Origin of the sequence: Streptomyces sp. NPDC017095, from assembly GCF_044332325.1 — a bacterium.
Lineage (GTDB): Bacteria > Actinomycetota > Actinomycetes > Streptomycetales > Streptomycetaceae > Streptomyces.
In genome coordinates, this window is the sequence record NZ_JBIROU010000010.1 from 155,177 (window position 1) to 178,279 (window position 23,103).

General features: G+C 73.1%; 22 protein-coding genes. 13 read left to right on the top strand and 9 right to left on the bottom strand.

Annotation, left to right across the window (positions count from 1 at the left end):
• Nucleotides 1-30: 30 nt before the first annotated feature.
• A complete protein-coding gene (locus tag ACH4OA_RS21560; RefSeq protein WP_397970216.1) occupies nt 31-447 on the top strand; it encodes a hypothetical protein in 417 nt (138 codons plus the stop codon).
• On the top strand, nt 447-3,077 hold the full coding sequence (locus tag ACH4OA_RS21565) for a tyrosine-protein kinase family protein (protein ID WP_397970218.1): 2,631 nt from the start codon (nt 447-449) through the stop codon (nt 3,075-3,077). Before ACH4OA_RS21560 ends, ACH4OA_RS21565 begins: the two co-directional genes overlap by 1 nt.
• Before the next feature lie 70 nt (nt 3,078-3,147).
• Here ACH4OA_RS21565 and ACH4OA_RS21570 read toward each other — a convergent pair whose 3' ends face one another.
• Nucleotides 3,148-3,792, bottom strand: a complete 645-nt coding sequence (locus ACH4OA_RS21570) for a MerR family transcriptional regulator (protein WP_397970220.1) — start codon at nt 3,790-3,792, stop codon at nt 3,148-3,150.
• 81 nt (nt 3,793-3,873) lie between these two features.
• On the opposite strand from ACH4OA_RS21570, the gene ACH4OA_RS21575 reads away from it, so the two are divergent.
• A complete protein-coding gene (locus ACH4OA_RS21575; protein ID WP_397970222.1) occupies nt 3,874-4,371 on the top strand; it encodes a DUF4188 domain-containing protein in 498 nt (165 codons plus the stop codon).
• Between the two features lie 243 nt (nt 4,372-4,614).
• On the opposite strand, the gene ndgR is transcribed toward ACH4OA_RS21575, so the two are convergent.
• The gene (ndgR, locus tag ACH4OA_RS21580; protein ID WP_397948660.1) at nt 4,615-5,331 is read right to left on the bottom strand and encodes an IclR family transcriptional regulator NdgR; all 717 of its coding nucleotides are present in this window, start codon (nt 5,329-5,331) and stop codon (nt 4,615-4,617) included.
• Nucleotides 5,332-5,538: 207 nt separating this feature from the next.
• Between ndgR and leuC the strand changes: the two genes are divergently transcribed.
• The 4 genes from leuC to ACH4OA_RS21600 all read left to right on the top strand — a co-directional run bounded on the left by leuC (nt 5,539) and on the right by ACH4OA_RS21600 (nt 8,860).
• Nucleotides 5,539-6,960, top strand: coding sequence for a 3-isopropylmalate dehydratase large subunit (gene leuC, locus ACH4OA_RS21585; RefSeq protein ID WP_397940382.1), 1,422 nt, complete (start codon nt 5,539-5,541; stop codon nt 6,958-6,960).
• Between the two features lie 2 nt (nt 6,961-6,962).
• Nucleotides 6,963-7,556, top strand: coding sequence for a 3-isopropylmalate dehydratase small subunit (leuD, locus tag ACH4OA_RS21590; RefSeq protein WP_365883000.1), 594 nt, complete (start codon nt 6,963-6,965; stop codon nt 7,554-7,556).
• A gap of 274 nt (nt 7,557-7,830) precedes the next feature.
• Entirely contained in the window at nt 7,831-8,061 is a 231-nt protein-coding gene (locus tag ACH4OA_RS21595; RefSeq protein ID WP_365882999.1) for a hypothetical protein, read from the top strand.
• Nucleotides 8,062-8,197: 136 nt separating this feature from the next.
• The gene (locus tag ACH4OA_RS21600; RefSeq protein ID WP_397940385.1) at nt 8,198-8,860 is read left to right on the top strand and encodes an HU family DNA-binding protein; all 663 of its coding nucleotides are present in this window, start codon (nt 8,198-8,200) and stop codon (nt 8,858-8,860) included.
• Between the two features lie 70 nt (nt 8,861-8,930).
• On the opposite strand, the gene ACH4OA_RS21605 is transcribed toward ACH4OA_RS21600, so the two are convergent.
• Nucleotides 8,931-9,134: a hypothetical protein gene (locus ACH4OA_RS21605; RefSeq protein ID WP_365882997.1), complete on the bottom strand. Its 204-nt coding sequence runs from the start codon at nt 9,132-9,134 to the stop codon at nt 8,931-8,933.
• Nucleotides 9,135-9,196: 62 nt separating this feature from the next.
• The gene (gene cofC / locus ACH4OA_RS21610; protein WP_397940387.1) at nt 9,197-9,835 is read right to left on the bottom strand and encodes a 2-phospho-L-lactate guanylyltransferase; all 639 of its coding nucleotides are present in this window, start codon (nt 9,833-9,835) and stop codon (nt 9,197-9,199) included.
• A gap of 153 nt (nt 9,836-9,988) precedes the next feature.
• On the opposite strand from cofC, the gene ACH4OA_RS21615 reads away from it, so the two are divergent.
• From ACH4OA_RS21615 to ACH4OA_RS21625, 3 genes are all read left to right on the top strand, one after another.
• Nucleotides 9,989-10,795, top strand: coding sequence for a lysophospholipid acyltransferase family protein (locus ACH4OA_RS21615; protein WP_397948659.1), 807 nt, complete (start codon nt 9,989-9,991; stop codon nt 10,793-10,795).
• Entirely contained in the window at nt 10,792-11,802 is a 1,011-nt protein-coding gene (locus ACH4OA_RS21620) for an NAD(P)H-dependent glycerol-3-phosphate dehydrogenase (protein WP_397970224.1), read from the top strand. The genes ACH4OA_RS21615 and ACH4OA_RS21620 overlap by 4 nt, the downstream gene beginning before the upstream one ends.
• Before the next feature lie 123 nt (nt 11,803-11,925).
• Nucleotides 11,926-13,083, top strand: coding sequence for a D-alanine--D-alanine ligase family protein (locus ACH4OA_RS21625; protein WP_397940393.1), 1,158 nt, complete (start codon nt 11,926-11,928; stop codon nt 13,081-13,083).
• Between the two features lie 11 nt (nt 13,084-13,094).
• Here the strand turns inward: ACH4OA_RS21625 and ACH4OA_RS21630 are convergent, their stop codons facing one another.
• The gene (locus tag ACH4OA_RS21630; RefSeq protein ID WP_397940395.1) at nt 13,095-13,616 is read right to left on the bottom strand and encodes a DUF3515 domain-containing protein; all 522 of its coding nucleotides are present in this window, start codon (nt 13,614-13,616) and stop codon (nt 13,095-13,097) included.
• 20 nt (nt 13,617-13,636) lie between these two features.
• Nucleotides 13,637-13,870 (bottom strand): Lrp/AsnC ligand binding domain-containing protein, encoded by a 234-nt coding sequence (locus tag ACH4OA_RS21635; protein WP_365883330.1) that lies wholly within the window; start codon nt 13,868-13,870, stop codon nt 13,637-13,639.
• Between the two features lie 269 nt (nt 13,871-14,139).
• On the opposite strand from ACH4OA_RS21635, the gene ACH4OA_RS21640 reads away from it, so the two are divergent.
• Both ACH4OA_RS21640 and thiD read left to right on the top strand, forming a co-directional pair.
• Nucleotides 14,140-15,105 carry a thiamine-phosphate kinase gene (locus tag ACH4OA_RS21640; protein ID WP_365883334.1) on the top strand — a complete coding sequence of 322 codons (966 nt, stop codon included), beginning with the start codon at nt 14,140-14,142 and terminating at the stop codon, nt 15,103-15,105.
• On the top strand, nt 15,102-15,896 hold the full coding sequence (gene thiD / locus ACH4OA_RS21645; protein WP_397940397.1) for a bifunctional hydroxymethylpyrimidine kinase/phosphomethylpyrimidine kinase: 795 nt from the start codon (nt 15,102-15,104) through the stop codon (nt 15,894-15,896). The genes ACH4OA_RS21640 and thiD overlap by 4 nt, the downstream gene beginning before the upstream one ends.
• A gap of 87 nt (nt 15,897-15,983) precedes the next feature.
• On the opposite strand, the gene rpmB is transcribed toward thiD, so the two are convergent.
• Nucleotides 15,984-16,169, bottom strand: coding sequence for a 50S ribosomal protein L28 (gene rpmB, locus ACH4OA_RS21650; RefSeq protein WP_004924906.1), 186 nt, complete (start codon nt 16,167-16,169; stop codon nt 15,984-15,986).
• Nucleotides 16,170-16,423: 254 nt separating this feature from the next.
• Here rpmB and ACH4OA_RS21655 point away from each other — a divergent pair, with 254 nt between their 5' ends.
• Nucleotides 16,424-18,169 (top strand): DAK2 domain-containing protein, encoded by a 1,746-nt coding sequence (locus ACH4OA_RS21655; protein ID WP_397970225.1) that lies wholly within the window; start codon nt 16,424-16,426, stop codon nt 18,167-18,169.
• A gap of 25 nt (nt 18,170-18,194) precedes the next feature.
• Here the strand turns inward: ACH4OA_RS21655 and ACH4OA_RS21660 are convergent, their stop codons facing one another.
• Complete coding sequence (locus tag ACH4OA_RS21660; RefSeq protein WP_397970227.1) at nt 18,195-21,194, bottom strand: tetratricopeptide repeat protein; 3,000 nt, start codon at nt 21,192-21,194, stop codon at nt 18,195-18,197.
• Nucleotides 21,191-23,029 carry an HSP90 family protein gene (locus ACH4OA_RS21665; protein ID WP_397970229.1) on the bottom strand — a complete coding sequence of 613 codons (1,839 nt, stop codon included), beginning with the start codon at nt 23,027-23,029 and terminating at the stop codon, nt 21,191-21,193. Before ACH4OA_RS21665 ends, ACH4OA_RS21660 begins: the two co-directional genes overlap by 4 nt.
• Between the last annotated feature and the right edge of the window lie 74 nt (nt 23,030-23,103).

The window sequence follows — 23,103 nt, forward strand, 5'->3', positions numbered from 1 at the left end:
TGACGCACGTGGCAGGGGCAGGGGGGGTGCGTGGCCGACTTTCAGGGCGTGGCCGGAGTGCGCGCGGCGGAAGCCAAGGCGCTGGCTGACTCGGGTCACTACCTCGGAGCCGTCTACTTGGCCGGCTACGTGGTCGAGTGTCGCTTGAAGACCTACTTGCAACTCAGCGGTATCCGCTTTCCACGGGGCGGCAGCGAGGGGCACAACCTGCGAGGGTTGTGGCGGTCCGCCGAGTTCCCGCCACCGCGCGGCCATGCCGGCCTGTTCATCGCCCACTGGGGTACGGAACTGCGCTACGAGACCCGTTTGCCCGCCGAGGTGGACCCGAAAGACCTGCTCAAGGGCGGAAGGGAGCTGGCAAGCTGGGTGGCGACGCGTATCCGGCAGGCGAGCTCCCGACGAGGGACCGCCGGTCGTAGGTGGAACGAATCAGGAAGGCCGATGTGATGTCCGACCATGACTCCACTGAGAAGATCACGGCAGCCGTACGAGAGGTTGTTCCGTCGGCAGTGGTTCACGTGGTCCGTGACGCCGGAGGTCTCCTGGTGCGCGCCGAGAGTGACGGCTTCGGCCCGTGGACACCCGACGAGCGGAAGGCCAGGGTGGAGGCACAGCTCGACGGTGATGTGGTGCGCGAGGTGCACACCTGGGAACTGATCACGTCGGCGGAAGCCGAGTGGTACGGCGACTTGGGCCACACTGATGCCGATGATCGCGTGCCACACTGGACGTCCGCTCTGGAGCGCGCCCAGGATGCGAACCGCGCCCTGTCCACCGTGACCTTCGCCAGCGATCTGGACGAGGACCTCGACTCCGCGCCGGTCGTCACCTTCTACAGCCTGAAGGGCGGAGTCGGGCGCAGCACGGCACTGGTGTCGGTAGCGCGCCGTCTGAGCAGCGATCACGGGCTCACCGTCGTCTGCATCGACATGGACCTGGAGGCGCCCGGTCTCGACTCTCTCTTCGGGATCGAGAGCCAGGTCGACACCGACCAAGGCGTGGTGTCGGCTCTGCTGCACTACGAGTTCGGGGAACAGGGATCGGTGCTCAAGCACCTCATCCCGGTGGACGACGCGGGACGGTTGTACTGCATGCCCGCCGGCCGGATCGACAGTTCCTACGCCGCGCAGTTGCGGTCGCTTGAACCGGAGATCTGGTACCGGGAGCGGACCAACGCTCTGCATCGCCTCATCGACGAAGTACGTGAATCCAACCTGGGGCCCGATGTCATCCTGATCGACTCGCGCACCGGTGTGAGCCCTGTCGCCGCTCCTCTGCTGTTCGACGTGTCGGACATGGCGGTGATCTGCTTTCATCCGCATGCGCAAGCCCGGGCAGGCACCGAAATGCTGACCAAGGCCCTCTTGGGTGCCACCACGCGGCGCAGCACCGCCGACCGCGTCCTGACGCCCGAGCCGCGTTTCGTCGTGTCGCCGATGCCGCCCGGCATCAGCGCGACGCGCCTGGCCGAACGCGCCAAATCCTGGGTCGAGACGTGGACGGCGACCGCAGGCTCCCAGCGGCAAGATGCGCAGGCGCTGTCGGCCGAAGAGATCACGCACATGGTCCCGTACAACGCCGAGGTGGCTTTCGCCGACACGGTGAGCCCCTCCGGCAGTCGGCTGACCCCCTACGCACGTATCGCCGACTGGATCGTCCAGATCGTGCCCGAGCCCACGCCCACGCTGGCCATCCAGAACCAGACCTCCGCCAGCAAGGCCGAGGCGCTGCGGCAGCTGTCGTTCTCCACGGGTACGGCCGAGATCCTAGATCACGACGAGTTCTTGCAGGACTACGTCGTGACACGCCAGGTCAACGAGACGGCCGCCCCGGACGTGCCTTTGATCCTGGGCCGGAAAGGCACGGGCAAGACGGCCCTGTTCCGGTGGCTGGCGGCTGGAAAACTGGTCGGCTGGGAACCGGTGCTGGTGACGACGCCGAACCAGTACAAGGATCGCCCGGCCTGGTCCTTCGGGCCGGACAACTACGCGGCTGTCGGTGGTGCACTCGAACAGCGAGGTCTGGACTGGGGTTCCTTCTGGCAGGTGCTCATGGCTCTTGCCATCTACCGGTCCTACGCCCCGGCCTTGGAACACGGGGCTCCGCACCCGGCTCTCGCTGAACTGGGGGACGGTGACTTCGCGGTGACGCAGGCGGTCTTCGACGTTCTCGACGACCCCATGGGCCCGCTTCGGTGCGGAGACTGGCTGCGTCGTGTGGACGTCAACGGCGACCAGGGCCTCCTCCTGCTCTTCGACGGCCTGGACACGGCTTTCGGTCACTCGCCGGTTCAACGCTCGCGCAGGTCGGCCGCCATCGCCGGGCTGCTCACGAAGCAGGCAGACCTCGCGTCCCGCCTGCACAGGATTCGTCTCAAGGTTTTCGTAAGGCAGGACATCTGGCAGGGGCTGCGCTTCGAGAACAAGAGCCACTTCTTCGGTCTGTCCCGCCGTCTTCAGTGGGAGGACCGGGAGGACTACTTCAAGGTCGTGCTCAAGCGTGCCGTACGCGCCTCCGCCTTCGCGGATGTACTGGCTGTGCTCGATCCCGCTCTGTCCACGACGGAGGTGGCGGCCTGGAGCCCTGAACAGGTGGTCGTCGCCTGGAGTGCCCTGGTGGGCGAGCGCATGCGAGGCGAGCGCACGGCTTTCACGGCCAACTGGGTCTGGAACCGGCTCGCGGACGGCAACGGGGACCATTCGCCGCGTGCCCTGCTACAGCTCTTCGCGGCCGCGCTGGACTGGGAGAGGGCGGAGGAGAAGCGCAGTGGTTACGACCGTTCCGTTCTCCGGCCACGCAGTCTCGCACTCAGCCTGGAGAGCGTGAGCGACAAGGCTCTGTCCGCCCTGCTCGACGAGGAGTTCCAGGAGCTCAGGGAGATGGCCGAGGCCTTGCGGGAGTACGGCCGGACGCCCGTCAGCGAGGATGCCCTGGGTGACATGGAGGAAGACCTCGTCGTGCTGGCTCAGGAGGCGGGACTGCTGGAGGCCCTCGACGGCGATGGGTCGGAGCGGTTGTTCAAGGTTCCGGATCTGTACCGGTGGGCACTTGGTGTGACCCGTCGCGGGCCGATGTAGGGGCTCGCGGCAGCGGCACGGGCGAGAAACAACGGGCCGGACACGTGCGCGGTGAGGGCGGAAGCAGCCCTCACTCGAAGCCGTACCGCCGGGCCGACTCCTCCTCCTGGGCCAGCCGGCGCAGCGCCTGGAGCATCGGCTCGGTCAGCACGGCGCCGAGCACGGCCGTCTCCGCCTTCTCCGCCTCCGTGCGGTGCGTCTCCACGAAGTCCAGGTCGAGCCGGGCCGCCTCGTGCATCAACCGGGCGTACGAGGCGAGCAGTTCGGTGTCCCAGGCGTAGCCGATCCGGCGCAGCGCGGCGATCGCCACCACCAGCGAGCGGTAGGCGGGGGAGATCGTGGTCAGCAACTTCGCGCGGGACCACTCCAGCCGGTCCAGCAGCGCGTCCGCCTCCCGGTGCGCCGCCCGGACGAACTCGTCGTCCTCGTCCGGCTCCGGGATCTGCGGCAGCGCCCACAGGGCCGCGCCGAGCCGGAGGGTGCGGCCGAGGGAGTCGTCGTCCACGTGCCCCAGCACCTCGCGGACCGTCGCCACCGGCAGCCGGCCGACCTGGATCATCGCGCGTACCAGACGGAGCCGGCGCAGGTGCTCCTCGTCGTACTCCGCGGTCGTCGCGTTGACCTGGCGGCCCGGCGGCAGCAGGCCCTCGCGCAGGTAGTACTTGATCGTCGCGGCGGACACCCCGCTGCGTCTGCTGAGTTCGGCGAGCCGCATCCCTTGCGTCCCTTCTCGGATAGCGGCACTATCCAAGCATCGGTCGTTGGATAGCGCTGCTCACCGATAAGGAGGGAACCCATGGTGTCCCGTACGACCGCCGACGCGCGGGGCGAGGTCGTCGTCCTGCTGATCGGCATGCGCGTCAACCGTTTCCGGGCCGTCCACCTGTGGCTGCCCGTGCTGATCGCGATGATCCGCATGCTGCGGGAGCTGGAGCGCGACCCCGCCCGGGGCCTGCGCGCCAAGGTTCTGCTGACGGCCTCGCCGCGGACGTACTACGCCGTGCAGTACTGGGAGTCGAAGGAGAAGCTGTACGCCTACGCGACCGCGCCGGACGCCCTGCACCACCGGGCCTGGGCCCTGGTCAACCGCAAGGAGCGGCAGGGCGGGCTGCGCGGACAGGTCGGAATCTGGCACGAGACGTACGTCGTGCCGGAGGGCTCGTACGAGGCGGTCTACGGCGACATGCCGGCGTTCGGGCTGGCGGCGGCGCACGGACAGGTGCCGCTCGCCGCGCGGGGCCGGTACGCGAAGGACCGGTTCGCCCACCGCTCGGGAACGGACACGCGCCTCTAGAGACGGCTGGCCGCGGACGGACCCGTACCGGGGGAGGGTCCGCCGCGGCATCGAGACAGGTTCCTTCCCGGCGGGGCCGTCCGCGCGGGCGGGGCCGGCCGTGCGCTCAGGGCCCGCCCTCCGTCGATGCCGGTGGTGGCGCCCGGAGGGGCCGGGCGCACGGGCGGGGGCGGGCCTCCGGCGGGGCCGGTGGGGGGCGTGCGGGGTGACGGTTCGGTCGGGCGCGCGGCCGGCCCCCGGTGGTCAGCCCGAGCGGCGTAGGGCCTCGGAGAGGCGGGTGGCCGCGTCGATGACCGCCTGGGCGTGCATCCTGCCCGGGTGGCGGGTCAGCCGCTCGATGGGACCGGAGACGGACACGGCGGCCACCACGCGGTTGGAGGGACCGCGCACGGGCGCGGAGACGGACGCGACCCCCGGTTCGCGTTCGCCGATGGACTGGGCCCAGCCCCGCCGCCGTACGCCCGACAGCGCCGTCGCCGTGAAGCGGGCGCCCTGGAGGCCCCGGTGCAGCCGCTCGGGCTCCTCCCAGGCCATCAGGATCTGCGCCGAGGAGCCCGCCTTCATCGTCAGCGTGGAGCCGACCGGCACGGTGTCCCGCAGCCCGGAGAGACGTTCCGCCGCGGCCACGCAGATCCGCATCTCGCCCTGGCGGCGGTAGAGCTGCGCGCTCTCGCCGGTGACATCACGGAGGTGGGTGAGCACGGGGCCCGCCGTCGCCAGCAGGCGGTCCTCGCCCGCCGCGGCCGCCAGCTCCGCCAGGCGCGGGCCGAGGATGAACCGGCCCTGCATGTCGCGTGCCACCATGCGGTGGTGTTCCAGGGCCACGGCCAGGCGGTGGGCCGTGGGTCGTGCCAGTCCGGTGGCTCCGACCAGACCCGCGAGGGTGGCCGGACCGGACTCCAGGGCGCTCAGGACGAGGGCCGCCTTGTCCAGAACGCCCACGCCGCTACTGTTGTCCATGCAACGATACTCACGTCTCACTCTGTGAAACGCAAGTTCAATTTTCCGTGGAACGCGCCACCCTGGAATCACACGACGGCCCGACGACCAGCGGGCCCGGCGGTGGACGCCCGGAATCACGACGTTCAGGGGCCCCAGGCAGGGCAGCCACCGCCCCTCAAGATCTCTAGTTGGGTCGGTGGACGCTTGCCGGCCGGAGGGAAAGCGATGGGTAGGACACTCGCGGAGAAGGTCTGGGACGACCATGTCGTCCGGCGCGCCGAGGGCGAGCCCGACCTCCTCTACATCGATCTGCACCTGCTGCACGAGGTGACCAGCCCCCAGGCCTTCGACGGGCTGCGCAAGAGCGGGCGGAAGGTGCGCCGTCTCGACCTGACCATCGCCACCGAGGACCACAACACCCCGACCCTCGACATCGACAAGCCCATCGCGGACCCGGTCTCCCGCGCCCAGCTCGAGACCCTGCGCAAGAACTGCGCCGAGTTCGGCGTGCGGCTGCACCCGCTGGGCGACATCGAGCAGGGCGTCGTGCACGTCGTCGGCCCCCAGCTGGGCCTGACCCAGCCCGGCACCACCGTCGTCTGCGGCGACTCTCACACCTCCACGCACGGCGCCTTCGGCGCGCTGGCGTTCGGCATCGGCACCTCCCAGGTCGAGCACGTGCTGGCCACCCAGACGCTGCCGATGGCCCGCCCCAAGACCATGGCGATCACCGTCGAGGGCGAGCTGCCCGACGGCGTCACCGCCAAGGACCTGATCCTGGCGATCATCGCGCGGATCGGCACCGGCGGCGGCCAGGGCTACGTCCTGGAGTACCGCGGCCCCGCCATCGAGAAGCTCTCGATGGAGGCCCGGATGACCATCTGCAACATGTCGATCGAGGCCGGCGCCCGCGCGGGCATGATCGCCCCGGACGAGACGACCTTCGCCTACCTCCAGGGCCGCCCGCACGCCCCCGAGGGCGCCGACTGGGACGCGGCCGTCGCGTACTGGAAGACCCTGCGCACCGACGACGACGCCGTCTTCGACGCCGAGGTCGTCATCGACGCCACGGAGCTGTCGCCGTTCGTCACCTGGGGCACCAACCCCGGCCAGGGCGCGCCGCTTTCGGCGTCCGTCCCCGACCCGGCTTCGTACGAAGACGCTTCGGAGCGCCTGTCCGCCGAAAAGGCCCTGGAGTACATGGGGTTGGCGGCCGGACAGCCGCTGCGCAGCATCAGCGTGGACACCGTCTTCGTAGGCTCGTGCACCAACGGCCGCATCGAGGACCTGCGCGCCGCCGCGGACATCCTGCGGGACCGCAAAGTCGCCGACGGCGTACGGATGCTGGTCGTGCCGGGCTCCGCGCGGGTCGGTCTCCAGGCCGTCTCCGAGGGCCTGGACGTGGTCTTCAAGGAGGCCGGCGCCGAGTGGCGGCACGCGGGCTGCTCGATGTGCCTCGGCATGAACCCCGACCAGCTCGCCCCGGGCGAGCGCTCCGCCTCCACCTCCAACCGCAACTTCGAGGGCCGGCAGGGCAAGGGCGGCCGTACGCACCTGGTGTCGCCGCAGGTCGCGGCGGCCACCGCCGTCCTGGGCCACCTGGCCTCCCCGGCCGACCTGACCGACGTCCCCGCTGGAGTCCGATAACCATGGAAGCCTTCACCACCCACACCGGCCGGGCCGTCCCGCTGCGCCGCAGCAATGTGGACACCGACCAGATCATCCCCGCCCACTGGCTCAAGAAGGTCACCCGCGACGGCTTCGAGGACGGGCTGTTCGAGGCCTGGCGCAAGGACCCGGAGTTCATCCTCAACCGGCCCGAGCGGCAGGGCGCCACGGTCCTGGTCGCCGGCCCCGACTTCGGCACCGGCTCCTCCCGTGAGCACGCCGTCTGGGCGCTGCAGAACTACGGCTTCAAGACCGTGATCTCCTCCCGCTTCGCCGACATCTTCCGCGGCAACTCGCTGAAGAACGGCCTGCTCACGGTGGTGCTGGAGCAGCGCACCGTGGACGCGCTGTGGGAGCTGACCGAGCAGGACCCCACGGTCGAGGTCACCGTGGACCTCCAGACCCGTGAGGTGCGCGCCCCGGGCATCACCGCCTCCTTCGAGCTGGACGAGAACGCCCGCTGGCGGCTGCTGAACGGCCTGGACGACATCTCCCTCACGCTCCGGAACGAGGCGGACATCGCCGCCTACGAGTCCGGGCGCCCCGCCTACAAGCCGCGGACGCTCCCGGTCTGATCCGGCCGCCGGCCGGACCCGCGAGGGTCGGGTTTCGGCCACCCCAACACTCCGTCTGTACCCCCGATCGCCACGATTGGGGGTACAGCCATGTCTGCCCCCGGACGGACCTGCGGTGATCTCCTCGCAGAGGCAACTCCCCACGTTAAAAAGGCCGTTGGCTGGGTAGGTGAGTAGTGCGTTCCGACCCTCCGCAAGTGCCTGGAAGGCCATTTGAGGCGGCAGTTACCACCCTGCGCAGGCGACAACTCGCCCCAGATGGCACAATCTGTGCATGGGACACGACGGCCAACTCCAGCTCTATACGGCGGTCGCGAACCAGCTCAAGGAAGCGCACTCCAAAGTGCGCGCACTGCAAGTCCCGGAGGGCGTACGGATGGCGCTGACCCGGAAGCTGCTGGTCATTACGGCCGCGGCCAAGCACGACCTCGCCGACGCGGCAAGGCGGCTCGACCGGTTCACGGCGGACCTCGACGCGGGTCGGATCCCCGGAGAGGACCACTGAACCGTCCGGTGCGGCCGAGTCCGTTGCGGCACAAGGGTGATAAGCCCGTTTCGTGTTTGATTTGCGGTATATATCTGCCTAACGTGCGAAAACGCTTGAACACTTTCGTTCTGGCAATGTCTCCGAAGGGGAAGACGTGAACAAGGCGCAGCTCGTGGAAGCGATTGCCGACAAGTTGGGGGGCCGCCAGCAGGCCGCCGACGCTGTCGATCATGTCCTGGACGCCATCGTCCGCGCGGTCGTCGCGGGCGAGCGGGTCTCGGTCACCGGCTTCGGGTCCTTCGAGAAGGTGGACCGCCCCGCCCGTTACGCCCGCAACCCGCAGACCGGCGAGCGGGTTCGGGTCAAGAAGACCTCCGTGCCGCGCTTCCGCGCCGGTCAGGGCTTCAAGGACCTGGTGAGCGGCTCCAAGAAGCTGCCGAAGGGCGGCGAGGTCGCCGTGAAGAAGGCGCCGAAGGGCAGCCTGTCCGGCCCGCCGCCCACCATCGCCAAGGCCGTCGGCAAGAAGGCCGCCGCCAAGAAGACGGCGGGTGCGGCGAAGAAGACCACGGCGAAGAAGGCGCCCGCCAAGAAGACCACGGCCGCCGCCGCCGCGAAGCAGACCCAGGCCCCGGCGAAGAAGGCACCCGCCAAGAAGGCCCCGGCGCAGAAGGCCACCGCCAAGACCACCGCGGCCAAGAAGACCACCGCCAAGAAGGCCCCGGCGCAGAAGGTCACCGCGAAGAAGGCCCCGGCCAAGAAGTCGACGGCCCGCAAGACCACGGCCAAGAAGACGACCGCCCGCAAGGCGACGTCGTAAGGCCGCCAGGCACTCACGCGCCGGGCCGGACTCCCGTGGGGAGCCCGGCCCGCGGCGTGTGCGGGGACGGTTACAGGGTGTGCAGGGTGACGAGGGTGACCCGGGCGGCCTCGCCCTCGCCCTCGGTCTCGATCCGCACCCGCTGCCCGGGACGCAGCAGCAGCAGACCGCCGGCGTCGAACGCGGCGGCGCCGAACGGCACCGGGGTGCCGTCGTCGAGCAGCACCTGACCGCTGCGGGTCTGCGGGTCGTACGTGTACGCGGTCGCCTGCATGACGGCCAGCGTAGTGCCTCCCGCTGCACCCCGCCGGGCCCGCTCAGGGGCGCCCGCTCCCGTCACGGCCCCGGAATCAGCAGCCCCGCCGAGACCTTCGCCGTATACGGTCCGACGCCCAGCGCCAGCGCGGCGCGCAAGTCGTCCCCGGTGTCCACGTCCTGCCGTACCGAACCGACGCCCGCCGGCGAGAGTTCCCTCGCGCCCGACGCCCGGTGCCGGATACGGGAATCGGCGCCGAACGCGGGCCGCAGGGCCTGATCGCCGGCCGCCGTCAGTAAAGTCGTGCCCACTTCCGCGGCGTCCGGGAGAAATGCGCGCGGGAATTGCGCGGCCGAGTCCAGCACCCGGAACAGTTCGGTGGCGCGCAGTGCCGGCAGATCGGCGTTCAGGGCCGCCACCGCGGCGCCGGGACGGCCCTGGCGCACGGCCGCCGCGCCATGGGCCAGGGCGGCGTTCAGACCGGCGCCCGGAACGTCCGGGACGATCCGCGCGCCGAGCGCCGCCAGCTCCCGGCCGGCGAGTTCGTCGTCCGTGACGACCACCACATCCGACACCGCCGCGCAGGCCAGCGCCGCCGCCACGGTGTCCTGCGCGAACGCCAGCGCCAGAGCCGGGCGCACCCCGTCGTCCGCGGTGTCCGCCAGCCTGCTCTTCGCCCGGGCCAGGGGCTTCAGGGGGATGACCAAGGTCCACTGCACCGGCGTACCGTCCCTCTCTTGTCGCGTTCATTGTCCCCCGGGCCATCCGGTCCGACGGGAGGCGGGGCGTACGGTGTTCTCGACAGACCGGCGGCCCGGGGCCAGACTTGTGCGGCCCCCGCCGGGGTGGCAGTCCTAGAGGAAGGTGTCCTTGTGCCCCGCCGCAGAATCGGCTTCTGGTACCGCTTCGCCGCGGTGATCTGCAAACCACTGCTGGTGGTTCTGATCAAGCGGGACTGGCGTGGAATGGAGCACATTCCGGCCGAGGGCGGATTTATCACCGTGGTGAACCACAATTCCCACGTGGACCCCTTCGCATACGCGCACTATCAGTACAACACCGGACGGGTTCCGCGATTCCTGGCGAAGAGCGGGCTTTTCAAGAAAGGATTCGTCGGCGCCGCCATGCGCGGCACCGGACAGATCCCCGTCTACCGCGAGTCCACGGACGCGCTCAGCGCCTTCCGGGCCGCCATCGACGCCGTGCAGCGCGGCGAGTGCGTCGCCTTCTACCCCGAGGGCACCCTCACCCGCGACCCGGACGGCTGGCCCATGACCGGCAAGACCGGCGCCGCCCGGGTCGCCCTGGAGACCAGGTGCCCGGTCGTCCCGGTCGCCCAGTGGGGCGCCAACGAACTGCTGCCGCCGTACGCCAGGAAGCCGGACCTCTTCCCGCGCAAGACCCACCGCGTGCTGGCCGGCCCGCCGGTGGACCTCTCCCGTTTCTACGGCCGGGAGATGACCCCGGACGTGCTGAGGGAGGCCACCGAGGTCATCATGGCGGCCATCACCCGCCTGCTGGAGGAGATCCGGGGCGAGAAGGCGCCCGACGAGCCGTACGACCCGCGCCGGGAACGGATCGAGCAGCGGCGCCGCACCCAGGCGCAGGCGCGGGCCCAGGCCCGGGCACGGGAACAGGCGCGGACCCAGGCCAGGCAAGCGGAAGGGCAGAGCAAGTGAGCGAGCCTGTGCGGGCGGCCGTCATGGGCACCGGATCGTGGGGCACCGCCTTCGGCATGGTGCTCGCCGACGCCGGCTGCGACGTGACCCTGTGGGCCCGCCGGCCGGAGCTGGCCGAGGCGGTCAACTCCACCCGGACCAACCCCGACTACCTGCCCGGCGTGGCCCTCCCGGAGAACCTGCGCGCCACCGCCGACGCGGCCACGGCGCTGCGGGACGCGGACTTCACCGTGCTCGCCGTCCCCTCCCAGACGCTGCGCGCCAACCTCGCCGGCTGGGCCCCGCTGCTCGCGCCGGACACCGTCCTCGTCTCCCTGATGAAGGGCGTCGAACTCGGCTCCACCATGCGCATGAGCGAGGTCGTCGAGGACGTCGCCAAGGTCGGCGCCGACCGCATCGCGGTGGTCACCGGACCCAACCTGGCCCGCGAGATCGCCGCCCGCATGCCCGCGGCGGCCGTGGTGGCCTGCACCGACGAACAGGTCGCCCGGCGGCTCCAGACCGCGTGCCACACGCCGTACTTCCGGCCGTACACCAACACCGACGTGGTCGGCTGCGAACTCGGCGGCGCGGTCAAGAACGTCATCGGGCTCGCCGTCGGCATCGCCGACGGCATGGGGCTCGGCGACAACGCCAAGGGCTCGCTCATCACGCGCGGCCTCGCCGAGACCACCCGGCTCGGCCTCGCGATGGGCGCCGACCCGCTGACCTTCTCCGGACTCGCGGGCCTGGGCGACCTGGTGGCCACCTGCTCCTCGCCGCTGTCGCGCAACCACACCTTCGGCACCAACCTCGGCAAGGGCATGACCCTGGCGGAGACCATCGCGGTGACCCGGCAGACCGCCGAGGGCGTCAAGTCCTGCGAGTCCGTGCTCGATCTGGCCCGCCGGCACGGCGTCGACATGCCCCTCACCGAGACGGTCGTCGGCATCGTGCACGAGGGCAAGTCGCCGGTCGCCGCGGTCAAGGAGCTGATGGCGCGCAGCGCCAAGCCCGAACGGCGCTGACCGGCCCGCCCGGGCCCGCCAGGGGGCCGTCCGCGACGCTGCGCGACCATCCGTGCGACGCTGAGCGACGGCCCCGCAGCGCGCGCTGACTTGCCGCCTGCCTCCGGGTACTCTCAACCCGATATGAGCACCGAGAACCTTCCCCAGAGCCCCGAGCAGCCGTCGCGCAAGCCGCGCGTGGCCGTCGTGTTCGGCGGACGCAGCTCCGAACACGGCATCTCCGTGGTCACCGCCGGCGCCGTCCTCAAGGCCATCGACCGGACGAAGTACGACGTCCTGCCGATCGGCATCACCACGGACGGCCGCTGGGCCCTGACGGCCGACGAGCCGGAGCGGATGGCCATCACCGACCGCCGCACGCCCAGCGTGGACCAGCTCGCGGAGTCCCACGACGGTGCCGTGGTGCTCCCCGTCGACCCCACCAGCCGCGAGGTCGTCTACAGCGAGCCCGGCTCGGTGCCCAAGGCGCTCGGCGAGGTCGACGTGGTCTTCCCGGTGCTCCACGGCCCCTACGGCGAGGACGGCACCCTCCAGGGCCTGCTGGAGCTGTCCGGCGTGCCGTACGTGGGCTCGGGCGTGCTCGCCTCGGCCGTCGGCCAGGACAAGGAGTACATGAAGCGGGTGCTCGCCTCCTTCGGGCTCAAGGTCGGCCCGTACCTGGTGATCCGGCCCCGCGAGTGGCAGCGCGACGAGTCCGCCGCCCGCAAGCGGATCGTCGACTTCGCGGGCGAGCACGGCTGGCCGCTGTTCGTGAAGCCGGCGCGCGCGGGCTCCTCCATCGGCATCACCAAGGTCGACGGCCTCGCCGGACTGGACGAGGCGATCGCCGAGGCCCAGCGCCACGACCCGAAGATCCTGGTCGAGGCCGCCCTGCGGGGCCGCGAGATCGAGTGCGGCGTCCTGGAGTTCGAGGACGGCCCGCGCGCCTCCGTGCCGGCCGAGATCCCGCCGCCGGACGCGCACGCGTACTACGACTTCGAGGCCAAGTACATCGACTCCACGCCCGGTGTCGTCCCGGCCCCGCTGACCGCGCAGGAGACCGCCGAGGTGCGCCGGCTCGCGGTCGAGGCGTTCGAGGCGGCCTCCTGCGAGGGCCTGGTCCGCGCCGACTTCTTCCTCACCGAGGACGGCGAGTTCGTGATCAACGAGATCAACACCATGCCCGGCTTCACGCCGATCTCGATGTACCCGCAGATGTGGCAGGCGGCCGGGGTCGCCTACCCCGAGCTGATCGACCGCCTGGTGCAGTCGGCGCTGAACCGGCCGACCGGGCTGCGCTGACCGCCCGCCGGTCAGTGCCGCATGGAGGCGAGCCCCTCGGGGATCGCCTTCTGCACGGCCGGCGCCAGGTCCTGCAGCACCTGCGTGCTGTCGTCCGCCCCGGACAGCTCCTTGTCCAGCGTCACCTGCACATACGCGCGGCGTCCGGACGTGGTGAACCGCCACGTCCCGTCGTCCTGCTTCTCCATCAGCCAGTCGACGTCGCCGACCCCGCCGCCGATGGCGTCCGGGTCCTCGCCCCGGGCCACCTTCGGATCGACCATCTTCGGCGGCCGGACGATGCCGCAGCGCAGTATGATCGCCGGGCTTCCCCAGCCCGCCGTGTAGGCGGACCGGGGCTCGGGGTCCCGGCGGGCCCGCCCGTCCACCTTGCGGGGCAGCACCTTCGCCAGGTCCCGGCAGAGCGGGGCGGTTCTCGCGTCGGGGGTGGGTACCGGCACGGTGTCGCCGTGGTCCGCCGCGGAGCAGCCGGCGACCGCGAGGAGCAGCGCCGGCGCGAGCAGGCCGAGAGGCCGGTGACGGAAGATGTTCACCGGCCAAGCGTAGACGGGGGCTACAGATGCACGACCGGGCAGGTCAGGGTGCGCGTGATGCCGTCCACTTGCTGGACCTTGGCGACCACCATGCGGCCGAGTTCGTCGACCGTCTCGGCCTGGGCGCGCACGATCACGTCGTACGGACCCGTCACGTCCTCGGCCTGGAGCACTCCAGGGAGCTTGCCGATCGTGTCGGCGACGGTCGACGCCTTGCCGACCTCCGTCTGGATCAGGATGTACGCCTGTACCACGGAACCTCCAGGGCGGCCACGAGGATCATGTGGGGGAAAGGAACGCCACGGTATCGCGTCGCCGCCGCCCGCGGGGAGACCCGCGGGACGCGGGCTTGCGCGCCCGGGTCCGGGCACGGCGGACATTGACGGTCACCTGGACCGTACGGACGGTCGTCACGTCCGCGCCGGCGGCCGGCGCGACCACGACGACGGACACCTCGACCGTATCGGGGACACTGAAGACGCGCGACCGGGCACGGCACGGGAGAGAAGGGGAGCCAAGGCACATGAAGGGCACTGTCGGTGAGCTAGGGGAGTTCGGGCTCATCAGGGAGCTGACCTCCCGTCTCACCACCACCGCGGCGGTCCGGGTCGGCCCCGGAGACGACGCCGCCGTGGTGGCCGCGCCCGACCGCCGGGTGGTGGCGAGCACCGACATCCTGCTGGAGGGCCGGCACTTCCGCCGCGACTGGTCCACGGCCTACGACGTCGGCCGCAAGGCCGCCGCGCAGAACCTCGCCGACATCGCCGCGATGGGCGCGGTGCCGACCGCGCTGCTGCTCGGCCTGGTCGTCCCGGCCGAACTGCCCGTCGCCTGGCCCACCGAGCTGATGGACGGCCTGCGCGACGAGTGCCAGGTCGCCGGCGCCTCGGTGGTCGGCGGCGACGTCGTACGCGGCGACACGATCATGGTGTCGATCACCGCGCTCGGCGATCTGCGCAACCACGAGCCGGTCACCCGCGCGGGCGCCCAGCCCGGCGACCTCGTCGCCGTCACCGGCTGGCTCGGCTGGTCCGCGGCCGGGTACGCGGTGCTCTCCCGCGGCTTCCGCTCGCCGCGCGCCTTCGTGGAGGCCCACCGGCGCCCGGAGCCGCCGTACCACGCCGGGCCGGCCGCCGCCGCGCTCGGCGCCACCGCGATGTGCGACGTGAGCGACGGCCTGATCGCCGACCTCGGGCACATCGCCGAGTCCAGCAAGGTCCGCATCGACATCCGGTCCGCCGCGATCGACATCCCGACCCAGATGCACGACATCGGCCAGGCCGTCGGCGTCGACGCGCTCCAGTGGGTGCTGACCGGGGGAGAGGACCACGCGATCGTGGCCACCTTCCCGCCGGACGTGAAGCTGCCGGCCCGCTGGAAGGTCATCGGCGAGGTCCTCAACCCCTCCGCGCTGCCCCAGGTGACGGTCGACGGGGCGCCCTGGACCAGCAAGGGCGGCTGGGACCACTTCGGGGACATCGAGTCGTGATCCCCCGGGTGCTCACGGTGGCGGGCTCGGACTCCGGCGGCGGCGCCGGCGTCCAGGCCGACCTGAAGACGATGCTCGCGCTCGGCGTGCACGGCATGAGCGTGCTCACCGCGGTGACCGCGCAGAACTCCCTGGGCGTCCAGGGCGCCTGGGAACTCCCGGTGGCGGCGGTCCGGGCGCAGTACCGCAGCGTCGTGGACGACATCGGCGTGCAGGCCGTGAAGACCGGCATGCTGGCCTCCGCGGAACTGGTCGAGGAGGTCGCCGACCTGATCGCCGGCACGGACGCGCCGGCCGTGGTGGACCCGGTGGGCGTCTCCAAGCACGGCGACGCGCTGCTGGCCGCCTCCGCCCTGGACGCCGTACGCACCAGGCTGCTGCCGGCGGCGACCGTCGCCACCCCGAACCTCGACGAGGTGACCCAGCTCACCGGGGTGCGCGTGCGCGGCGAGGACGACCTGCGGCGGGCCGCGGCGGCCGTGCTGGCGTACGGGCCGCGCTGGGTGCTGGTCAAGGGCGGACACCTGTCCGGGGACGCCGTGGACCTGCTCACCGACGGCAGCGCGGAGTACCTGCTGCGCGCGCCCCGCTACGACAACCGGCACACCCACGGCACCGGCTGCACCCTCGCCTCCGCGATCGCCTGCGGCCTGGCCCGGGGCCGGTCCGTGCCGGAGGCGGTCACGGCGGCCAAGGAGTACGTCACCGGGGCGATCGCCGCCGGGTTCGCCCTCGGCGCCGGCATCGGCCCGGTGGACCACGGCTGGGCGCTGCGCCGGGACCCGTCCTGACGGCACGGCAAAAAGCCGGCCCACCTCTCGGTGGACCGGCTCAGTGCAGCGAACCAGCAGGCAGTGGCCGCGCGCTCAGCTGTAGCGTCAGCGCGAGACCTTGCCGGCCTTGATGCACGAGGTGCAAGCGTTCACGCGCTTCGGCGTCCCGCCGACCACGGTACGCACACGCTGGATGTTCGGGTTCCAGCGGCGGGGCGTACGGCGGTGCGAGTGCGAGATGTTGTTGCCGAAGCCCGGCCCCTTGCCGCAGACGTCGCAGTTGGCAGCCACGGGTCACTCCAAAGACTTCAGATGCACTTACGGTTGATCCCGGCATGCCGGGATCAAGAACCCACGAATGGGATCTGAGTGGCGGTGCCAGGGGAATGGCCCGATCGGATCGGGCAACCGGAGCAGCATACAACGACTGCGTCCGTTCAACGAAACTACCATGTCGGCCCAGGTCCCCGCCCCGGCCCGCTTCCGGAAGCCACCGGTCCGGGGTCTACGCTGCGTCCACGTCCAGCCAGCTCAGGGAGGCGCAGGTGGCGCAGGTGCCGCAGACATTCCTCGACGCTCCCGCGGTGCGCACCTGGTGCGGTCTGGCGCTGAGGGAACTGGGCCGGGCCCGCGAGGAGATCGACGCGATCAACGTCTATCCGGTGGCGGACGGCGACACCGGGACGAACCTGTACCTGACCGTGGAGTCGGCGGCGACGGCCGTGGAGGCGGTGTTCGCCGGGTACGGCACCGGCGGCGCGGAGCCCTCCCTCGCGGACGCGGTGCGCGCGATGGCCCACGGGGCGCTCATCGGGGCCCGGGGCAACTCCGGGACGATCCTCGCGCAGCTGCTGCGCGGGATGGCGCAGGTGCTCGCCGCGTCCGGTGACGCCTCCCGCGCCGACGGCCCGGGGCTGCGGCTGGCCCTGCGCCGGGCCGCCGACTCCGCCCGGCAGGCCGTGGCCCACCCGGTCGAGGGCACCGTGCTCACCGTCGCCTCGGCCGCCGCCGACGCCGCCGGGACGGCCGACGGCGACTGCCGGACGGTCGCGCGGGCCGCCTACGAGGGCGCGCGGACGGCCCTGGCGGCGACACCGGACCAGCTGACCGTGCTGCGGCGGGCCGGCGTGGTCGACGCGGGCGGCCGGGGGCTGGTGGCGGTGCTCGGGGCGCTGGTGGAGGCGTGCACGGGAGAGGCGGTGGGCCCCGCTCCGTCCCGGGGCGGGAGCGCCGGGCACGCGCGCGTGCCGGAGCTGTCCGCCGCCGGGCCGGAGGACACCGGCGCCGGAGGGACCCGCGCCGAGGCGGCCCACGGCCTGGCGGAAGCCGACGTAGCCGGGTCCGACTGCGCCGGGGCGGCCGGGACCGGCGGGCCCGCCTTCGAGGTGATCTACCTGCTGGAGGCCGGCGACGCGGCCGTGGCCCGGCTGCGCGCCCGGCTCGACGCCCTGGGCGACTCGCTGGTCGTGGTCGGCGGCGACGGCCTGTGGAACGTCCATGTGCACGTCGACGACGCCGGCGCCGCCGTGGAGGCCGGGGTGGAGGCGGGACGGCCGTACCGGATCAGGATCACGCACTTCGGGCACGGCGACGCGCACACCGGCCGCGAGCGCCCGCCCCGCGAACGCGCCCAGCGCGCGGTCGTCGCCGTCGTACCCGGCGAGGGCCTGGCCGGGCTGTACGCCGAGGCCGGCGCGACCACCGTCCTCGCCCGCCCCGGCGAGCCGCCGGCCAGCGGAGAGCTGGTGCAGGCGCTACGGCGGGCCCACGCCCGCGAGGTGGTGCTGCTGCCCAACGACGCCGAACTGCGCCACACGGCCGCCGCGGCGGCCGAGCAGGCCCGCACCGAGGGCATCCGGGTGGCCCTGATCCCGACCCGCTCGGCGGTCCAGGGCATCGCCGCGCTCGCCGTGCACGAGCCGGGGCGCCGGTTCGACGAGGACGTGGTCCAGATGACCTCGGCGGCGGGCGCCACCCGGTACGGCGAGGTCGTCGTCGCCGAGCACCAGTCCTGGACGACGGCCGGCATCTGCCAGGCCGGGGACGTCCTCGGGCTGATCGACGGAGACGTGGCGGTGATCGGCGCGGACGTCACCGCCACCGCCCGCACCGTCCTGGACCGCATGCTCCAGGCCGGCGGCGAACTGGTCACGCTGGTCGTCGGCGAGGAGGCACCGGACGGCGTCGCCGGGCATCTGGAGGCCCGGGTGCGGGATTCCTACCTGGCGGTGGACACGGTGGTGTACCACGGCGGCCGCCAGGGAGCGCTGCTGCTCGTCGGCGTGGAGTGAGCGCGCGGCGCTCCCGCCCGCACGCTCACTCCCGCAGCCCGTCCCCCGCGTCCGCCGCCCCCTCTCGCGCCGCCTCCAGCATCTGGACGGCCTCCTCCCGCCGCGCCCGCACCGTCTCGTCCCCGTCGCCGGCGTCCGCGTAGGCCGCGAGCACCGCCCGCGCGCGTGCCTCCGCCCGCGCCGGACGCCCGAGGTCGGCCTCCAGCCAGCCCGCGCCCAGCTCCGCGCCGGTACGGCTGTGCAGCCCGGCCGCGCCGAGCCCGGCGAACACCGCCGCGGCCCGGGTCATCTGCTCCAGCGCCGCCTCGAACGCGGCCCGGATCGCCGCGTCCTCGGCCTCCTCGGACGCCGAGCGGGCCAGCAGCTCGGCGAACTGCCGGTGGGTGCCGCCGAGTTCCTCGGCCAGCTCCGCGCGGTCCGCCTCCGGCGCCGCCGTGAGCGCCGTCTCGCACTCGCGCACCGCCGCCGCCATCAGCGTCCGCGCGGGTGCCGCGCCGGCCTCGCCGCCCAGCGCCAGCCAGGCGCGGGCGCGCAGCGAGCGGACCAGGAACGGCGCGTTGCCGAGCGCGCGCCACAGCTCGCCCGCCCGCGCGTACGCCCGGTCCGCCTCCACGGTCAGGCCGGCCTGGCCCAGCGACTCGGCGGCGAGATGGGCGAGCGTGGCGTGGTCCTGCTTCTCGGGCCAGTGCCGGGCCAGCTCGGCGGCCTGGAGCCGCTGTTCGGCGGCGGCCCGGTGGTCGCCCAGCTCGCCCAGGCAGTCCCCGAGCCACCAGCGGGCCTGGACGACCGCGCCGTCGCCGTGCGTGCCGGCGTCCAGGTCGGCCAGCGCGGAGTCCAGCACCTCGGCGGCCTCGGCGTACCGGCCCCGGCGCAGCAGGAAACCGCCGAGCTGCTGGCGGGCCCAGGCACCCAGCGTGCCGCCCTCGCCGGCCTCGTCGGCCCAGTGGGCGGCCTCCCACGCGTGCTCGGCCGCCTCGCCGGGCTGGTCCAGGGCGCCGAGCACCTCGGCGAGCTGGAGATGCAGCTGGGCCCGCCCGACCGGCTCCACGTACGGCCCGCCGTGCGCCAGCGCCGCCCGCAGCGCCCGCTCGGCGCCGTCCAGGTCACCGGCCTGGTGGGCGAGGGCGGCCACCTGCACCCGGTACTCGACCGCGAACCACGGCAGCCCGGCGGCGACGTAGGCGTCGGCGGACCGCCGGAACAGCTCCGCCGCCCGCCTGGCGTCCCCGGTGAGCCCGGCCAGCTCGGCGAGCATCCCGTGCGCCTCGGCGGCCCGCGCCGCCAGCCGCACGTCCTCGTGCCCCCGTCCCCCGACGAGCGCCAGCACCTCCCGCACCGCGGCCTCGGCCTCCGCCACGGCCCGCCCGGCGTCCAGGCCGCCCGCGCCGGCCGTCGGCCCGCCCTCCTCGCCCGGCGTCCCGGCGGCCTGGTGCACCCGGCGCATCAGGATCCGGGCCCGGCTCATCACCACCGACGCGGTCTGCCGCACTCCGGTGCCCTCGTCGGCGTACAGCGCGAGCGCCTCGTCGTACAGGTCCGTGACCTGGGCCAGGGCCGCGTCGACGGCACCCGACAGCGCGCGGACGTACGCGCCGCGCGCACGGGCCGCGAGGGCCTCGCCGGGGTCGCCCGCCTCCGCGTACAGCCGTGCCGCCCGCTCGAACAGGGCGAGCCCCTCCGGACCGCGGGCCATCGCCTCGTGGTCGGCGATCTCCGCGCGGTCGCGCGGTTCGAGACCGGTGTCCCCGGCGGCCCGGGCGACCGCCGCCCAGGCCTCCAGCGCGTGCGGCCGCAGGCCCTCCGACTGCCGCCGCGCCTCGGCGAGCAGGGCCGGCAGACCGGGCTCCCCGGGACCGTCGTCCGCCGCCACGGGCGCGGGTGCGGGCGCGGGCACGGGGGCCGGCGCGGTCCGTGCCGCCCGTACGCCCAGCGGCAGCCGCTCCGCCAGCGGGCGCTGGTCCATCCGCGCGCGGACCCGGTCGCCGACGGCCCGGGTGCCGTTGCGGCGGTCGAACCGCTCGGCGAGGCCGGTCGCCTCCGCGCGGGCGTGCGCCGCCAGCTCCCCCGCGGTCCAGGTCCGCCCGGCCGGCCCCGGCACCCGCTGCCCGCCGAGCCCCAGCGCGGTCAGCCGGTCCATCAGCAGGGCCACCACGGCCAGGAACTCCAGCCGGCTGCGCGGATCCCCGGTGTCCGTGAAGTACGCCGGCCGCTCGGCCAGCAACTCCAGGGCGCGCGCCTCGTTGCCGGTCAGCGCGCAGAACTCCACGTGCTCGGCGTACGCGCCGCGCATGCTCTCCATCGGGCGGACCAGCCGGAAGCCGCGCAGGTGGTGCGCGCGGGCCTCGTCCAGGCGGCCCAGCCGCAGCAGCGGCGCCAGCGAGGAGGCCAGCACGGAGTGCGGCTCGTGCGCGCAGGCGAACTCGCCCTCCAGCACCGGCTGCCACAGCCGCAGCGCCTGGGCGTCCCGGCCGCACCGGACCTGCCAGACGCCCTGCCCGTGCAGCTCGCAGGCGTGGCAGTCGGCCATCTCGTCCCGGTCGGCTGCCAGCCACGCGGCGTACGCCCGCTCCGCGCGCGGCAGGTCGCCGATGTGCGCGGCCACGCTGAACTCGGCGCTGCGCACGGCCCGTTCGGAGTGCCCGGCGAGCCGGTAGCGGTGCTCCATCTCGCCGAGCCACTTCTCGATCGAGGACAGCGGGATGTGCGGCTGGTCCAGCATGCCCGCCGACATCCACTTGAAGACCCAGTGCAGCGTGTGCGTCTCGTACGCGTCGAAGACCTCCGGCCGTTCGTCCCACAGGCGCAGCAGCCGCGCGAACGGGACGAACATCCGGTCCTTCTCGGAGCTGTAGTTGTAGACCTTCAGCTGGTGTCCGAGCGCCTCGACCACGGCGAGCGGGACGTCCAGCCGCTCGGCCTCGGCGAGCAACTGCTCCGCGCGCGCGTTGCGGGCCGGGCCCTCCGGCCGCTCGGCGTTCTCCGCCAGCGCCCGGCGCAGCGCGTCGATGTCCGTGATCTCACTCATCTTCCGTCCCCCTCCCCGTGGGTCGCCCAGGCGAGCAGCCCCATGAACGCCCGGTTGAGCAGCGCCGAGTCGGCGGGCCGCAGCGGGCGCTGCGCCCGCAGCAGCGCCTGCCCGTACAGCGACTCGGTCGCGGTGCCGATCAGCTCCGGATCGCCGAGCGAACCGATCCGCCGGACCAGCGGGTTGAGCTGGTTCAGTACCAGACGCGCGCGCGGGGCGCTGCCGCGCAGCGAGCCCAGGATGCCCGCCCACAGGTCGTCGGCCCGCTCCTCGGCCGCCGCGCGGGCCTGCTCGTGCCGGGTGCCCCGGTCGTCCAGGTGCAGCGCGGGCACGGCCGGCGGGTGGAAGGCACGCAGGACGACGTCGCAGCCCAGCGGCTCCAGCCGGTCGCGCGCGACGGCCAGGAACCCGGCCAGCGCCAGCTCCTCGGCCGGGTCGACGGTGTCCAGGTGCGCGGTCACGGTGTCCGCGTCCAGCTCGGCGACCACCGTGCCCGGCCGCACCCGCGGCAGCGCCTCGACCAGCTCGCTGTCGTAGGTGTAGCCGCCGTTGACCACGCCGACGCCCTGCGCCGAGGCGATCGGCGCGACCTGCCGGTACTCCTCGACCGTCCGCGTGAAGTGCACCACCGGGTGCCGCCGCGCGAACTCCTCCAGCGAGAGCTGCCCGTCGGTCGTCTCGAACGGCAGCCAGGGCAGCATCGTGCGCAGCATCTCCGCGTCGTGCCGGGCGAGCGACTTCACGCCCAGGTGGTGCACGGCGAGGAACGCCGACAGCCGCTCCGGGTCACCGGCCGCGAGCCCCGACAGCCAGGACCGGATCCGGCCGCCGAGCGCCTCCCGGACGGCGGCCAGGGTCTCGTCCTCGTACAGCGCCTCGCGGGAGGCGGTGGGGCGCAGGCTGTCGGTGTCCAGGACGCAGCGCACGAAGAACGCCCAGTCCGGCAGGAGCTGTTCGGCCCGCTCGGTGAGCAGCATGCCCTTCAGGTGCACGCGGTGGGTCGCCCGCTGCGCCGGGCTGACCGCCGACGGCAGCACGTACGCCATCCCGCGGATCCCGGCCAGCGGCACGTCCAGGTCGATCGCGTCCAGCGGGGCGAAGCCGAACAGCTCCTGGCAGTGCCGGGCCAGCGCCGCCCGGCGGGCGCCCGGAGATGGATAGGCGCGGTCCCAGGGCGCGGGCCGCTCGGTGACCGGCTCGTCGCCGACCCGGACGTCGTACGGCAGCAGGGAGCCGAAGTCCCGGGCCAGCGCGCGCACCCGGGCGGGCGCCAGCCACTCGGCCGCGCCGGCCCGCGCCGTCAGGTACACGGTCGTGCCCGGCTCGGGCCGCGCCGAGGCGGGCAGCGTGCGCACGGTGTACGACCCGTCGTCCCGGGCCGTCCACTCCACCGGCGGGGCGCCGGGCGTACGGGCGCTGCGGCTGACCACCCGGATGCGCTCGGCGACCACGAAGCAGGCGAGCAGGCCGATGCCGAACTGGCCGAGGAAGTCCGAGCGGGCCTCGTGCAGGCCGTCGGCCCGCTTGGAGCTGCGGCCGATGGTGGCCAGCAGGCCGTGCACCTCCGGCTCGGTGAGGCCGACACCGGTGTCCTCCACCCGCAGCCCGCCGTCCACCGCGTGCAGCCGGACCCGCGCCGGGGCGTCCGGTTCGCCGGCCCGCCGGGCGGTGATGGCGTCCACGGCGTTCTGCAGCAGCTCGCGCAGATAGACCCGGGGGCTGGAGTACAGGTGATGGGAGAGCAGGTCCACCAGACCGCGCAGGTCGACCTGGAAGGTATGGGGCTGGTGGGGCGGCTGGGGCGGCTGGGATGCCTGTGAGGTCTGGGAGTCCATCGTCACTGCGCCGGCAGAGGGGGAGCGCGTGCGGCGCGGGGTCGGGCGGTCCCGGCGGGGCGGTGACCGCGAAG